The following is a 17,386-nucleotide window of genomic DNA, read 5'->3' as shown; positions in this document are numbered from 1 at the left end:
CCCCGATCGACGAGAAAGGCCCCGCCCTCACGGGCGGGGCCTTTCTCGTGCGGTTGGCTACTCGACCGGGCCTGCCAACAGTTCCCGAAGCACCGGCCCCATCTCCTCGAGCGCGGCGGGGCTCATCATCGCCCAGTGCGTGGCGCGTACGGACCGGTGCCGGACCGTGCCCGACACCGCCGGGGACCAGGACCGCGCCGCAATGGTGTCGTCCTCCCGCCCGTGGCCCGCGGTGAACAGCACCAGGTCGCCTTCGAAGCGGCCGGGGACGTAGCGGCGCATCAACTCCACCGAGTTCGTGGCCGACGCGACCATCTGTCGCAGCCAGTCCTCGGACACCGCGGACAGCGGACCGCCGGTCGACGCCCGGATCAGTTCCAGCACCTCGTCGATGCCGGCCTCCGCCGGATCGAGGTCTGCCGTCGCCGCGATGCCGAAGCCGCCGAGGATCTCCTCCGCCGTCACCGCCGCGCCCTCGCCGAGTGCGTCCGCCGCGTCGCCGGTGAAGCTGTCGAGCATGATCAGCCGCTCGACCGACTCCCCCGCGGCCTGGAGCTCGACGGCCATGGCGTGCGCGATCACGCCACCGAGCGACCAGCCCAGCAGCCGGTACGGCCCGCTCGGCTGCACGGCTCGGATCTCCGTCACGTACCGGTGCGCGATCTCCTCGATCGAGTCCGGCAGCGTGGCATCGCCGGACGCAGCGGGCGACTGCAGACCGTAGACGGGCGTCTGCCCGTCCAGCACCGGCGACAGCGCCGTGTACGCCCAGGACAGCCCCAGCACCGGGTGCACGGCGAAGACCGGCGACCGCTCACCGGCCGCGCGGATCGGGAGCAGGACGTCGAACATGTCCGCCCCGGACTCGCCCGACTCGGCGTCGATCGCCGCGGCGATGCCCTCGGCCGTCGGATCGAGGAACACGGCCCGCAGCGGCACCGTGACCCCGAGCTCTTCGGCGAGCCGCGCCATCACCCGGGTCGCGGTCAGCGAGTTGCCGCCCAGGTCGAAGAAGGACGCGTCCACGGACACCTTCTCGATCTCGAGTACCTCCGCGAGCACCTCCGCGACGGTGGCCTCGGTGGCCGTGCTCGGGGCCCGGTACTCGCCGGTGTCCGCGAACTCCGGCACCGGCAGCAGTTTGCGGTCGAGCTTGCCGCTGGCGTTCAGCGGGAACTCGTCGAGCACGACGACCGCATTCGGCACCATGTACACCGGCAGGACCGTCGCCACGTGCCGCTTCAGCTCGTCCGCATGCACGGTGACGCCGTCCTCCGCGACCACGTAGGCCACCAGATGGTCGCCGCGCTCGTCGGACTGCACCAGGACCGCGGTCTGCCGCACCCCGTCGAAGCCCCGCACGGCCGACTCGATCTCCTCGAGCTCGATCCGCTGACCGCGCAGCTTCACCTGGAAGTCGGTGCGCCCGATGTACTCGAGCACCCCGTCCGCCCGTCGCCGGACCAGGTCACCGGTGCGGTACATCCGCTCGCCTGCATCGCCGTACGGGTTCGCCACGAAGCGATCCGAGGTGATACCCGGCCGGGTCAGGTACCCACGGGCCAGCTGCGGGCCCGCCAGGTACAGCTCGCCCGCCACCCCGGCCGGGGTGGGCCGCAAACCGGCGTCCAGCACGTGCACCTGGACGTTCCACTGCGGCAACCCGATCGGCGTCGTGACCGTGTCCTCCGGGCGGGCCTTCCAGTTGGTCACCGAGACGGCCGCCTCGGTGGGCCCGTACATGTTGTGCAGGCCGGCCGGGGTGAGCTCGCGCCACCGTGCCGCGGTCTCGGGCGGCAACGCCTCACCGATCACGAACGCCCGCCGCAGGGTGCGCAGCGACAGCGCGTCGGCGACCGCGACGAACACGCCGAGCGGGGACGGCACGAAGGTCGCCGTGGTGACACCGTGCCCGGCGATCAGCCCGGCCAGGTACTCCATGTCCTTGTGGCCGTCCGGCTTGGCGATCACCAGGCGGGCACCGTTCTGCAAGGCCCAGAAGAACTCCCACACCGAGACGTCGAACGTCATCGCGATCTGCTGCAACACCACATCATCGGCGCCCAGACCGTACTCGGACTGCTTCCACACCAACTGGTTCACGATCGCCCGATGCGTGACCACCACGCCCTTCGGCTTGCCGGTCGAACCCGACGTGAACATCACGTACGCCGAGTTGTCCAGTTGCAGCGGGGCGCGACGGTCCGCATCGGTCACCGGGGCGTCGTCGTACGCCGAGGTGTCGAGCAGGTCGATCTCGAGGACCTCGAAACGTGGATCGACATCGATCCGGTCACGCCGTGTGCTCAGCACACACACCGGGTCGGCCGTCTCCAGCACGTAGGTGGTGCGCTCGGCCGGGTGATCCGGATCGATCGGCACGTAGGCGCCGCCCGCCTTGACGATCGCGTACATGCCGATCATCAGGTCGAGCGAACGCCGGATACCAAGGCCCACCATCGATTCCGGGCCGACGCCCTTGTCGATCAGGTGGCGGGCGAGGCGGTTGGCGCGCGCATCGAACTCGGCGTACGTGAGCTCCTGGCCCTCGAACACCAGTGCCACCGCATCCGGCGTCCGCGCCACCTGGGCATCGAAGAGATCGGCCAGCGTCGCCGCCGGGATCTCGTGATCGGTCGCGTTCCAGCGCTCGAGTTCGGCGTACTCCGTGTCGGAGAGCACGTCGAGGACCCCGACCCTGGCGCCCGGATCCGCGACCACCGCGGCGAGGATCCGGTCGACCCGGTCCAGGATCGCCTCGATCTCCTCTGGTGCGAAGAGGTCCGTGAGGAACTTCGCGTCCAACTGCAGGCGATCACCCGCCTCGATGTACAGCGACAGCGGGAAGGTGTTCGCATCCGCGCCACCCACGCCGAGCAGGCGCATGCCGTCGATGTCCGCGTCCGCGGTCGCGGCGGCGGCATCGACCGGGTACGACTCGAACACGGTGATGGTGTCGAACACGGAACCCACCCCCGTGCGCTGCTGGATCGTCTGCAGGCCCACGTGATGGTGTTCGAGCAGATCCGACTGCTCACCCTGGATGCGGCGCAGCAGCTCGGTCACCGTCTCGGCGCGATCCACGCGGATGTGCACGGGCAGCGTATTGATGAACATGCCGACCATCGACTCCACGCCAGACAGCTCGGGCGGGCGACCCGAGACCGTGGCACCGAACACGACGTCGTCGCGGCCGACCAGGCGCGAGAGCACCAGGCCCCACGCCATCTGTACCACCGTGTTCAGGGTGACGCCCAGTTCGCGCGCGAGCCCGGCAAGCAGGTCGGTCCGTTCGGCCGACAGGTGCAGGCTGACCTGCCCGGGAAGCGAGGACTGTTCGCGACCACGGTCGGCGGGCGCCAGCAGCGTCGGCTCCTCCGCACCCACAAGGGACGCGCTCCACTGCTCGAGCGAGGCCGCCGCGTCGCGCGTGGACAGCCATTCGAGGAAGTCCCGGTACGAGCGGACCGGCGGGAGCACCGATCCGTCGCCGCGGACCGCGTACAGCACGATCAGATCCTTGAGCAGCAACGGCATCGACCAACCGTCGACCAGGATGTGGTGGCTCGTCATCGCGAGCGAGTACGTACCGTCCGCTCGCGTGATGAGACTGAACCGGACCAGCGGGGGCTCGGACATCTCGAACCGCTGCCTCCGGTCCTCGTCCAGGATCCGCTGGCGGTCGCCGTCGTCGCCGTTGCGGCCGAGGTCCACCTCGCGGAACGGAACGCTCGCCCCGTCCACGATCACCTGGATCGCGTTGCCCTCGTCGTCATGCCGGAAACCGGCCCGCAGGTTCGGGTGCCGGTCCACCAGCGCCTGTGCCGCCGCGCGCAGGCGGGCGACGTCGACGGCTCCGCCGAGTTCGATCACCACCTGCGAGGTGTAGACGTCGAGCGAGGTCGAGCTCTCCGCCAGCACCGCATGGAAGAACATGCCCTCCTGCAGCGGCGTCAGCGACCAGACATCCGCCAGTGACGGGTACTCGGCCTCGACCCTCTCGATCTCGTGCTGCGACAACGACACCAGCGGCAGATCGGCAGGAGTGAACGCCGCTCTCGGCGTCGCCTCGGCCCAGCGCCCGATGGCCTCGAGCGCCCGCGACCACAGCTCGGCCAGTGCACGCACCTCGGACTCGTCGATCAGTCCCGGGGGGTACGCGAAGGTGGCGCTCAGCCGGGCCCCGGTGACCTCGGCGTTGATGTCCACGACCGCCGCGGCGGGCAGGTCCGCGTCCGGCGCCGCCGACACCGACAGCTCGCCCTTCGGAGCGGGCAGCCAGCCGATCGGCGCAGAATCCGACGGCTCCTCGCCGCCGAGCTGGCCGAGGTAGTTGAAGCCGATCTGCGGCAGCGGCAGTGCGGCCAGTTCGGCCGACGTCCGCTCGTTCAGGTACCGCAGCAGGCCGTACCCGATGCCCTTGTCTGGCAGCGCGAGCAGCTGTTCCTTCACTGCCTTGACCGCCGAACCGACGGCGGCACCGCCGGCCAGTGCGTCGTCGAGATCGATCCCGGGCAGGTCGAGCCGGAGCGGGAACATACTGGTGAACCAGCCGACGGTCCTGGTCAGGTCCGCACCGGGCACGGTGTCTTCCTCGCGGCCGTGGCCCTCGAGCTTGATCAGCGTCGAGGACTCGTCCACGCCGCGATCGCGACGCCATGCCGAGACGGCGAGGGCCAGCGCAGCGAGCAGGCCGTCGTTCACGCCGCCCCGGACGGCCGCGGGCACCGCCGTCAACAGCGCGTCGGTGACCTGGTCGGACAGTTCGACCTTCACCTCGGCGATGGACGCGAACACGTCGACCGCCGGGTCGAGCGGGCGTGACGCCAGCAACGGGTCGTCCCCGCCCTGCACCGTTCGCCAGTACGACATCTCGGCTTCCCTGGCCGCGCTGTTCGCCTCGTCGGCGAGACCGTGCGCCCAGCGGCGCATGGAGGTCCCGACCGGCGGCAGCTCCGGAGTGGCGCCCCCGGCAACGAACTGCCAGGCGGCCAGCAGGTCCGCGACCAGGATGCGCCAGGAGACGCCGTCGACGATGAGGTGGTGGGCGACGATGAGCAGTCGGCCTGCGCCCTCCGTGCCGGGGGCCAAGTCGAACCACACGAACCGCACGACCGAACCCGTGGCGAGGTCGAGGAGACCGGCCGCCTCCTCGAAGGCGGGAGCCGCGAGGGCCTCGAATTCTGGGCTGCCCGGCAGCGACCCGGCATCGAACTCGACCCGGCTGATCAACGCGTCCACGTCGACGGAGCCCGCGGCACCGATCGACAGGATCGGGTCGGCACCGCGGATCGACGAACGGAGCATGTCGTGTCGCTCGAAGATTGCACCAAGGGTGGCCAGGAGGCCGGCTCGGTCGATGCCCTCGGGCAGCGCGAGATAGGCCGGCATGAGCAGCCGGTTGTGGCCACCGGGGCGTTCGGTCATCCATCGCATGATCGGGGTCAGCGGCATGTCGCCGACTCCCCCGCCCTCGAGCTCGGCGAGAACCACCGCGCCGCCGGACTCCGAGGTGAGCGTGGCGACCTGCGCCAATCCGGCGACGGTCTTGCGCTCGAACACATCCCGTGCCCGGATCAGCACGCCGGCCGCCTTGGCCCGGGTGACCAGCTGGATCGAGACGATGCTGTCGCCGCCCAGCGCGAAGAACGAGTCGACCACGCTGACGCGGTCCACGCCGAGAACCTCGGCGAACAGTCCGGCCAGGATCTCCTCCACCGGGTTCGTGGGAGCCACGAACGATTCGAGCGAGGAACCGAAGTCGGGCTCGGGCAGCGCCTTGCGGTCCACCTTGCCGTTGACGGTCAACGGGATCGCATCGAGGACCACGATCGCCGACGGCACCATGTGCGCGAGCAGCGAGCGGCCGACGAACTCGGTCAGGGCGGCGACGTCGACCGTCGCGGATGCGACCGGCACGACGTACGCCACGAGCACCGTGGCCCCCGATGGTCCCTGCCTGCCGACGGTGACCGCGAAGTCCACCGTCTCGTGCGCGGACAGCGCCGCGTCGATCTCGCCGAGCTCGATGCGGAAACCACGGACCTTCACCTGGAAGTCGCTGCGGCCGACGTACTCGATCTCGAGTCCGTCGGCAGGGACATCCCCCGTCGCTCCGCTCGCCCCACGTCGGACCCAGCGCACCACGTCGCCGCTTCGGTACATGCGGGCACCGGGATCACCGAAGGGGTTGGCCACGAATCGATCCGCGGTCAATGCCGGGCGGGCATGGTAACCGCGGGCCATCTGGACGCCGCCGATGTACAGCTCGCCGGCCACCCCGACCGGGACCGGCCGCAGCCGCGAGTCGAGGACCACGGCAGTCATGTTCCGGATGGGTCCGCCGATCGTGAGCAGCTCGCCGGGGGTCAGGGCGTTGCTGATCGCCGCCATGATGATCGTCTCGGTCGGGCCGTAGCCGTTGTAGAAGTTGCGGCCCGGCGCCCAGATGTCGACCAGGTTGTCCGGTACCGCCTCACCGCCCGCGACCAGATGCTGCAGGCAGTCCAGGCCCTCGGGCGAGAGCGAGGCCAGCGCGCCCGGGGTGATGAACGCGTGCGTCGCGCCGCCCGTGGCGATCACCTCGGCCAGCTCCGACCCGCCGTAGACGGCCGGCGGCACGATCACCAGGGCCGCACCCGACCCGATCGCCAGCAACAGCTCCAGCATCGACGCGTCGAAGCTCGGCGACGAGAAGTGCAGCGCCCGCGACCCCGAGGTCACCGAATAGCGCTCGCGCTGCTCAGCCGCGAAGTTCGCCAGGCCCACATGGGAGACGACGACGCCCTTCGGCAGTCCGGTCGACCCGGACGTGTAGATCACGTACGCGGCATCGGTTTCACGCACCGGCGCCGTGCGATCGGCGTCGGTCAGCGGTGTGGTCGAGGCGGCCGCCAACCGGTCCGCGAACCGCGGGTCGTCGAGGACCAGCCACGAGAGGGCCGCGGCGGATCCTCCGCCCGGCAGGTCCGCCGCGTGCTCGGTGTCGGTGAGCCCGAGTACCGCTCCGGAGTCGGTGACCATGTGCTCGATGCGGTCCGACGGGTACGCCGGGTCCATCGGCACGAACGCGGCACCGGTCTTCGCGATCGCCCACAGCGACACCTGCGACTCGATCGAGCGCGGCAACGCGAGGGCCACGAACGACTCCGGTCCGACTCCGGCCTCGACGAGAACCCGTGCGAGCGCGTTCGAGCGATCGTCGAGTTCCCCGTAGGACACGGTCCGGTCGCCGAGGATCAGGGCGGTCGCAGCCCGGTCCGCGGCCGCGGCTGCCAACAGTTCGGGCAGCGTCCGGGCCGGCTCCGGTCGGACCGGTCCCCGCACCGGGGACAGCGCCGCGCGCTCGGCCGCGTCGGTGACGGCCACGTCGCCCACCGCCGTCGACGGCTCGGCGACCACCGTGGTGAGTACGCGGATGAATCGCTCGGACAGGGTCCGCACCGCCGCCTCGTCGACCAGTTCGGTGGCGTGGATGAACTTCAGGTGCAGCGCGCTGTCCAGGCTGGCAGTCATCGCGACCGGGTAGTGCGCGGCATCGATGCCGTCCATGCCGAGCACCCGCATCCCGGCGATGTCGGTCTGCGAGGTCGCGCCCGCCATGTCGACGGGGAACGACTCGAACACCGCGAGGGTGTCGAACATCGCGGCTTCGCCTGCGGCGCGCTGGATCTCGGCCAGGCCGACGTAGTGATGGTCGAGCAGGTCGGCCTGCTCGGCCTGCACACGGGTGAGCAGGTGTGTCACCGACTCCGACGGATCCAGGTGCACGCGCAGCGGCACCGTGTTGATGAACAGGCCGATCATCGACTCCACGCCGGGGATCTCCGGCGGCCGGCCCGAGACGGTGGCTCCGAACACGGTGTCCTCGCGACCGGTGAGCGCGCCGAGCAGGATCGCCCAGGAGACCTGCACGAAGGTGTTCGGCGTGACGCCGAGTTCGCGTGCACGGGAGACGAGTTCCGCGGTCTCGGCCTCACCCAGCTGGGTGAGGTACTGGCCGGAGGTGTTGTCCTGCTGGCGGCCCCGGTCGCCGGAGACGAGCAGCGTCGGCCCCTCCACACCGGCGAGCGAGTCCTCCCACGCGCGCAACGAACGCGCGTGGTCGCGCTCGGCCAGCCACGCCAGGAAGTCGCGGTACGAGCGCGCCTGCGGGAGCACCGAGGCGTCGCCGTCCGCCGCGTACAGCACCAGCAGTTCCTTGAGCACCAACGGCGTGGACCAACCGTCGATCGCGATGTGATGGTTCATCACCACCAGCTCGTACTCACCCTCGCCGAGGGTGAGCAGCGTCAACCGCATCAGCGGCGGCTCGCCCAGGTCGAACTTGGCCAGTCGGTCCTGTTCGACGATCCGGGTCCGCTCGGCGCCCCGGTCGGCCTCGTCCAGGCCGGACAGATCGACGGTGACGAACGGGATCTCGGTGTCCTCGAGCACCACCTGCGCCGCGATGCCCGTGTCGTCGGTGACGAAGGCGGTCCGGAAGCTGGGGTGCCGATCGATCAGGGCCTGGGCGGCCCGGCGCATCCGGTCGGCGTCGACGACGCCGCCGAGCCGCAGACACAGCTGTGCCGTGTAGACGTCGACGGCGGACTCTGCCAGCGCCGCATGGAAGTACATGCCGTACTGCAGCGGCGAGAGCGACCAGATGTCCGACATCGTCGGGAAGCGCGCCTCGTACCCTTCGATTTGCGACTGCGTCAGCGAGACCAACGGAAGGTCGGAGGGGGTGAACCCACCCGCGCCCTCGCTGCCCGCATGGCTCGCGACCGCGTCGAGCGCCGCGGTCCACAGCTCCGCCAATTCGGCGACGTCCTCGGCCGACAGCACGCCGGTCGCGAAGTCGAACGCCGTCGAGAGTGTCTCGACGCCTTCGGAGTTCGAGACAACCGCGTTGATGTCGAGCGCGGACACCGGCATGTCCGGGTCGAGGGCCGACCCGAGGACGCCGCCGTCGCCGACGGGCACCCAGCCCATCTCGCGCATCTCGTCGGTGACCTCGAACGCGCCGGTCCTGCCGAGGTAGTTGAAGCCGATCTGAGGGGCAGCGAAGCCGCTCAGGTCCGGGGCCGTGTCCGCGTTCAGGTACCGCAAGAGTCCGTATCCGATGCCCCGGTCCGGGACGGCGAGGAGCTGTTCTTTGACCATCTTGATCGCCTGACCCGCGGCCGGGCCGCCCGCGAAGGCGTCGTCGAGGTCCACCCCCGACACGTCGATCCGAACCGGGAACAGCGAGGTGAACCAGCCGACGGTGCGGGACAGGTCCGCACCCTCGACCGCCTCCTCCTCGCGGCCGTGTCCCTCCAGGCCCAGCAGGGTCGCCGACGCGGCGACGCCGCGCCGCTCACGCCAGCGCGCCACCGCGAGCGCAAGGGCGGCGAGCAGTCCGTCGTTGACACCGCCGCCGAAGGCCCGCGGCACCGCGGTCAGCAGCCCCTCGGTGGTCTCGGCGGACGCCTCGACCCGGACCCCCGCAGTCGTCGACACCACGTCGATCGCGGGATCGACCGGCCTCGACCCGAGGGTCGGGTCGGTGCCCTCGAGCACGCTCCGCCAGTAGCCGAGCTCCCCGGCGCGCCGCTCGGACACCGCGGCCTCGGCGAGCCCGTGAGCCCACCGGCGCAGCGAGGTACCCACCTCGGGCAGCTCGGGCTGCGCACCCGAGTGCACCTGGCCCCACGCAGACGCGAAGTCCGGCAACAGGATCCGCCAGGACACACCGTCGACCGCGAGGTGGTGGATCACCATCAACAGGCGACCGTTGGTGGCACCGGCCCCGGCCGCCGGGTCGAACCAGACGAACTGGGCCACGACCCCCGCAGCGGGATCGAGCCGGTCTGCGGCCGCCTCGAACTCGCCACGGACCAGCGCGGTGAACTCCTCCGCACCGGGCCGCGACGCGAACTCGACGCGGTGGACCAGCCGTGCCGCCGGGACCGACCCGGTCTCGGTGACGGTGAGCCCGGAGCCGTCGGCGTTCCATCGCAGACGCAGCGCGTCGTGCCGATCGAGCACGGACTGGATCGTCGATTCCACCGTGGCACGGTCGATTCCGTGCGGCAACGTCACGAAGCTCGACTGCGAGAACCGGCGCAGCAGTCCGCCACGCTCGGCGGTGGCCCGCATGATCGGCGTGAGCGGCATCTCGCCCACTCCGCCGCCCGGCAGCTCCGCCAGGGTGATGGCGGCCGCGGTGGCCTCCCCGGCGACCGCGGCGAGCCCCGCGACCGTGCGGTGCTCGAAGACCTGCCGGGCCGTGAAGGCAAGGCCCGCTGCCTTGGCCCTCGTGACCAGCTGGATGGACATGATGCTGTCACCGCCGAGCGCGAAGAACGACTCCTCCACGCTGACCCGGTCCACGCCGAGAACCTCCGCGAACACCGCGGCGAGAGCCTCCTCCGCCGGGGTCCGCGGCGCCACATACGCACGCTCATCGCCACCGAAGTCCGGTGCCGGCAACGCCTTGCGATCGAGCTTGCCGTTGCCGGTCACCGGCATGGCCTCGAGCACCACGATGGCGTCCGGGACCATGTAGCCGGGCAGGGTCGCGGACAGTGCAGCGCCCAGGTCCGTGGTGTCGACATCCGATCCGACGACATAGCCGACGAGCCGTTTGCCGCGTTCGGTGTCCGTGGCGACCACGACGGCTTGCTCGACCGACGGCTGCTCGAGCAGTGCCGACTCGATCTCCCCGAGCTCGATGCGCTGACCACGGAGCTTGACCTGGAAGTCCGTGCGGCCCAGGTATTCCAGCTGCCCGTCGGCACCCCAACGTGCGACGTCACCGGTGCGGTACATGACCGCACCCGCAGCCAGGGAGTACGGGTTCGCGACGAACCGCTCCGCCGTCAGAGCAGGCCGGTCGTGATAACCGCGAGCTACCTGACCGCCCGACAGATACAGCTCACCCCTGACACCCGGCGCGACCGGGTGCAGACGCTCATCGAGCACATACGCCTGCGAGTTCCACACCGGGACACCGATCGGCATCGCGGTGGTCTCCGACCCGTCGGCCCAGTAATGCACCGACGTCAGCGTGGTCTCGGCCGGACCGTAGGCATTGTTGATCCGCACGTCCGACGCCCGCATCGTGCGTGCCGCCAGGTCCGGGCTCAACGCCTCACCGGCCAGCTGGAGCGCACGCACCGACGGCGGGAAGGCCAGCTCCGGACCGCCGAGGAACGCCGCCAACATGGACGGCACGAACCCGAGCACCGTGGCGCCATACCGGCGCGACAGCTCAATCAGATACTCCGCGTCACGATGCCCCTCGGGCTTCGCGATCACCAGATGCCCGCCGACGATGAACGGGACGAACAACTCCCACACCGACGGATCGAACACCGTCGGCGTCTTCTGGATCACCACATCCGCAGCGGTCATCTCGTACTCGCCGACAAACCAGCTGAGCTGGTTGACGATCGCCGCATGGCTGACCGACACGCCCTTGGGCACACCCGTCGAACCCGACGTGAAAATCACATAGGCCGGGTTGCCGCGGTGCAGCGGGCGTACCCGCTCGGCATCGGTGATCGGCGTGGCCGCCAGGTGCGCCACGTCGACCCTGTCGATCTCGACGACCTGCACATCGGCAGGCAGTGCCGCCTGGTCCCAGGAGGTGGTCAGCACACACACCGGCTGGGCCAGCGACAGGACCCGCTCCACACGGTCGGCCGGCTGATCCGGATCCACCGGCACATACGCACCACCGGCCTTCATCACCGCGTACATCCCGACCAGCATCTCCATCGAGCGCCGCGCCGCCAGGACCACCCGATCCTCGGCACCCACACCCAACGAGATCAGATGCCGCGCAAGACGATTCACCCGCGCATCGAACTCCGCGAACGACAGCGTCACACCCTCGAACGTCATCGCCGGCGCATCAGGGTTACGCAACACGGAGCGGTCCAGCAGCTCGACCAGCGTGGTCGGCTCCACCGGCGACTCGGTCCGGTTGAACTCCACCAACATCCGCTCACGCTCGGCCGCGTCGAGCAGATCCAGATCGCCCACCACCACACCCGGATCAGCGACCACGGCCTCGAGAATCCGGACATACCGCCGAGCCATCCGCTCGACCGTGACACGGTCGAACAGCGCGGTCGCGAACCCGAAGGTGCCCTCGAAGCCCGAGCCGATCTCGGAGAACGACAGCTCGAGGTCGTACTTGGCCTGCCCGAGGTCGGTCTCGAGGCCGGTGACCCGCAGGCCAGGCAGCTCGAAGACCGGGAAGTCGATGTTCTCGAACCCGAACGAAGCCTGCACCAGCGGCGCGTGCGCCGTCGACCGCGGCGGATCCAGGATCTCCACCAACCGCTCGAACGGCAGATCCGCATGCGAGAACGCCCGCAGGTCACCCTCGCGAACCGACTCGAGCACACCGGCGAACGTCGCACCCGGCTCGACTCGCGTCCGCAGCACCAACGTATTGACGAACATGCCCACGATCGGGTCGAGGGCCTCCTCACCGCGACCGGCCACCGCCGTACCCACCGCGATGTCACCGGTCCCGGACAGGTGCGCCAACAGCACCGCATAGGCGGCCCGCATCACCATGAACGAGGTCGCACCCGACCGCCGTGCCAGGGCCTCGACGCCGGTAGTGACGTCCGCGGGCACGGGGAAGCTCACCCGTTCGCCTGCCATTGACTGCACGGCCGGGCGCGGCCGATCCGTCGGCAGTTCCAGCAGGTCCGGCAGGCCGTCCAGCGCGGTGCGCCAGTGTTCGATCTGCGTCGCGATCACGGACTCCGGGTCGTCCTCCGAGCCCAGCGCCTCCCGCTGCCACAGCGCGAAGTCCGCGTACTGCACCGCGAGCGGCTCCCACTGCGGCGCCTCGCCCTGCGAACGAGCGACATACGCGAGCATCACGTCCCGGGCCAGGGGCGCCATCGAGGAGCCGTCGGCACTGATGTGATGCACCACCACGAGCAGGACGTGGTCGTCAGGAGCAACCTCGAACAGCGCCGCGCGCAACGGGATCGAGTCCGTCACATCGAAACCACGGCCGGCGAACTCGGCCGCCCGCGCCATCAGGTCCGCCTCGCCGACGGTGCTCCGGGTCAGGTCGACGTGCGCCGACTCGACCGGGATCACCCGCTGCTCGGGACCATGGGGGCCGGACGGGAACACGGTACGCAGCGACTCGTGCCGCGCCAGCACATCGCGCATGGCCGCCTCGAGCGCCACGACATCGAGGTCGCCGGTCAGCCGGACCCCCAGCGGGATGTTGTAGGCGGCCGAGGCGGTGTCGAACTGGTTGAGGAACCAGATCCGCTTCTGCGCCATCGACAGCGGCACCCGATCGGGGCGCGGCCCGGCCACCAGCGCGGGCCGGTCGCCGTCGCGGCCTGCCGAGGCCGCCGCCACCGCGAGAGACGCCGCCGTCGGCGCGTCGAACAGCTCACGCACACCCATTCGGATTCCGAGCGCCGCATTCACCCGGGCAACCACCCGGGTCGCGACCAACGAGTTGCCGCCTGCGTCGAAGAAGTCCTCGTCCACCGACACCCGGTCGACGCCGAGCACGTCGGCGAAGACCCCGGCGACGACCTCCTCGATCGGGTTACGCGGGGCGACGAACTCACCGGACTGCTCGAACACCGGTTCCGGCAGGCCACTGCGGTCGAACTTGCCATTGGGGGTCAGCGGGATCGCGTCGATCTCCATGAACGCCGACGGCACCATGTGGGCCGGCATCTCGACGCCCGCGTACTCGGTCAGTGCGGACCTGTCGATCGAGTGGCCGTCGGCCGCGAGGACGTAGGCGACCAGGACGGTGTTCCCCGAGGCCGTCTTGTGTCCGACGGTGGCAGCGAACTCGACGCTCTCGTGCCGCGAGAGGGCGGCATCGATCTCTCCGAGCTCGATGCGGAATCCGCGCACCTTGAGCTGGAAGTCGCTGCGGCCGACGTACTCGATGGCCAGTTCGCCGTCGGCCTCGACCCAGCGGACGACGTCGCCGGTGCGATACATCCGAGAGCCGTCCTCCGCGAACGGGTTCGCCACGAACCGGTCCGCGGTCAGCGCGAACCGCTCGTGGTAGCCGCGGGCCAGCGCCGGACCGGCGAAGTACAGCTCACCGGGCACGCCGACCGGGACCGGCCGGAGGCGGTCGTCGAGCACGAGGGCGTCCGTTCCCCGGATCGGGCCACCGATGGTGATCCGCTCGCCCGGCACCATCGGCGCGCTCATCGTGACGACGACGGTGGTCTCCGTCGGACCGTAGATGTCGAACATCCGACGGCCGGGGGCCCACTTGGCCACCAGCTCGGCGTGCACCGCCTCGCCACCGACTGCGACATGGGTGAGCGCGTCGAGCCCGGTCGGCTCGACCGTCGCGAGCGCCGCGGTGGTCACGAAGGCGTGGGTGATCCTCCGCTCGCGCAGGAAGTCGCCGAGCTCGGCGCCACCATAGATTCCCTGCGGCACGATCACCATCGTCGCGCCCGCGCCGAACGCGAGCAGGAGTTCGAGGACCGCACCGTCGAAGCTCGGCGACGCGAAGTGCATCGTCCGCGACTGCGGGGTCACCGAGAAGTGCTCGCGCTCCTGTGCGGCGAGGTTGGCCAGACCGGTGTGGGTGACCAGGACGCCCTTCGGCCGACCCGTCGAGCCGGAGGTGTAGACCATGTAGGCACCGGACTCGAGGGACAGCGGGCGGATCCGGTCCACGTCGCCGATCGGGGCCGCGGACTCGGCCTCGACCTCCGCGGCGAGCTCGGCGCTGTCGAGCGGCAGCCACGTCACGGTGGTGGGCAGCGTCGCGATGCCTGCGCCCGTCGCCAGCCCGACCCGAACACCGGAGTCGGCGATCAGGTACTCGATCCGCTCCCGCGGGTACGACAGGTCGAGCGGGACATAGGCGGCGCCGGTCTTCGCGATCGCCCAGACCGCGAGCACCGACTCGATCGAGCGCGACAGCGCCACCGCGACGAAGTCCTCCGGCCCGACACCCAGCCTGATCAGTGTGCGCGCCAGCTTGTTCGAGCGCTCGTCGAGTTCGCGATAGGTCACTGCGAGGTCGCCGTACTCCACCGCGTTGGCGTCCGGATTCAGCGTGACCGCCGCGGTCAGCAGCTCCGGCAGGGTCGCGGGCGCGACGCAAGGGGCGCCCGACACCGGCGCGAGCCGTGCCAGCTCGTCGCGGTCGAGCAGCCTCACATCGGAGACCGCGCGCGACGGCGCCTCGACGACCGATTCCAGGACCCGCAGGAAGCGAGTGGCGAAGTCCGCGACCGTCGATTCGTCGAACAGATCGGCGGCATAGGTGAACTCGGCGGTCAGCGCGCCGCCACCGGCGGGATCACTCTCCATCATCATCAGCTGCAGGTCGAACTTCGCGACCTGCAGGCCGCTCTCCAGCGCGCTCACCGTGAGACCCGGCAGTTCCAGCGCGGCCTGTTCGAGGTTCTGGAATCCGAGGATCACCTGGGCGAACGGCGAATGTGCACGCGAGCGGGTCGGGTTGAGGGCCTCGACGAGCTGCTCGAACGGCACGTCGGCATTGCCGAACGCGCCGAGGTCGGTCTCCCGGACCTGGTCGAGGAGCTCGGCGAACGAGGCGTTCGCGTCGATGGCCGTGCGCAGCACCAGCGTGTTGACGAACATGCCGACGAGATCGTCGAGCTGACGCTCGCCGCGACCGGCGACAGGGGTCGCGATTGCGATATCGTCGGTGTTGCCGAGCCTCGAGAGGAGCACCGCGAGTGCCGCGTGGACGGCCATGAACAGGGTGGCACCGTGCTCGCGGGCGAGCGCGTCGAGGCGCCTCCGCAGCTCGGGGTCGACGGTGAAGGCGACGCTGCCCGCCCTGAAGGACTGCTGCGGGGGCCGCGGCCGGTCGCCCGGGAGTTCGAGGACCTCCGGGATCCCGTCCAGCGCGGACTTCCAGTACTCGATCTGCTTCGCCGCCAACGACTTCGGGTCGTCGGGGGTGCCGAGGACCTCGCGCTGCCAGATGCTGAAGTCGGCGTACTGGACCTCGAGCGGGGACCACCGCGGCGCCTCGCCTGCGACGCGTGCCAGGTAGGCCGTGACGAGGTCCCTGGCCAGCGGCGCGGTCGAGGCGCCGTCGGACGAGATGTGATGGATCGACATCGCGAGCACGTGCTCGGCGGCATCCGCATCGGCGATCTCGACGATCGTGACCCGCAACGGGATCGCGGTGGTCACGTCGAATCCCTGGGAGAAGAACGCGATCAGCTCGGCCGGCAGCTCGGACTCCGCGACGGTCGCGGTGCGCACGTCGAGGTCGACGTCCGCCGCGGGCACGATCACCTGATGCGGACCGTCGTCCGCGTTCGGGAACATCGTCCGGAGGGACTCGTGACGTTCGAGAACGTCACCGAGCGCGGCCCGGAGGATGTCGGTGTCGAGGGCGCCGCTGAGCCTGATCGCCATCGGGATGTTGTAGACCGGCGAGGTGGTGTCGTACTGGTTCAGGAACCACATCCGAGACTGTGCCAGCGACAGCGGGATCCGGCCGGAGCGCGGCCGGACCGACAGCTCGGTGTGTGTCCCTGCGCGGCCTTCCCCACTTTCGATCCGGGCGGCCAGCTCGGACACCGTCGGCGCCTCGAAGAGGTCGCGCAGCCTCAGTGCCGCCCCGGTCCCCGCATTGACCCGGGCCACGACCTTGGTCGCGACGAGCGAGTCGCCGCCGAGGTCGAAGAAGCTGTCGGTCGCGGACACCCGGCGCACCGACAGCAGCTCGCCGTACACGGCCGCGACGATCTCCTCGACGACAGTCGCCGGCGCCACGTAGGCCTCAGCCGCGGAGCCGAAATCGGGATCCGGCAGCACCTTCCGATCGACCTTGCCGCTGGGGGTCAGCTCGAACTCGTCGAGGACCACGACCGCCGAGGGCACCATGTAGTCGGGCAGGGCACCCCGGGCGATCTCGGTGACCGCCTCTTCGAGTCCGTCCGGGGAGTCGGAGGGAACCACGTAGGCGACCAACCGGTCGATCCCGGTCTCGGTGGTCTTCACCACCACGGCGACCTGACCCACCCGCGGGTCGGCCAGCAGTGCCATCTCGATCTCGCCGAGCTCGACCCGCAGACCGCGGATCTTGACCTGGAAGTCGGTGCGGCCGACGTACTCCAGCTCGCCGTCCGCATTCCAGTACACGACGTCGCCGGACTGATACATCCGCTCACCGACGCCGCGGAACGGGTTGGCCACGAACCTGGACGCGGTGAGCGCCACCCGGTTGCCATAGCCGCGGGCGAGCACCAGCGGACCACCGATGTACAGCTCGCCGGGTACACCAGGGGGCACCAGGCGCAGGTGCTGATCGAGCACGTACAGCTCGTAGTTCGGCAGCGCGGGCCCGATCGGGACCCGACCGTCCGGGTAGCCGGTCAGCACCGAGTGCAGCCGG

The 17,386-nt window shown here is 70.2% G+C and carries 1 pseudogene; it reads right to left on the bottom strand.

The features are described 5' to 3' along the window. Window positions 1-57: 57 nt before the first annotated feature. Window positions 58-17,352, bottom strand: a pseudogene (locus tag BR31_RS29845) (non-ribosomal peptide synthase/polyketide synthase); the annotation flags it as partial. Window positions 17,353-17,386: the final 34 nt, after the last annotated feature.

This window comes from Rhodococcus sp. UNC363MFTsu5.1, assembly GCF_000686785.1.
Lineage (GTDB): Bacteria > Actinomycetota > Actinomycetes > Mycobacteriales > Mycobacteriaceae > Rhodococcus_G > Rhodococcus_G maanshanensis.
The sequence above is the reverse complement of the archived record's forward strand: the minus strand, read 5'-3'. Positions and strand labels throughout refer to the sequence as shown.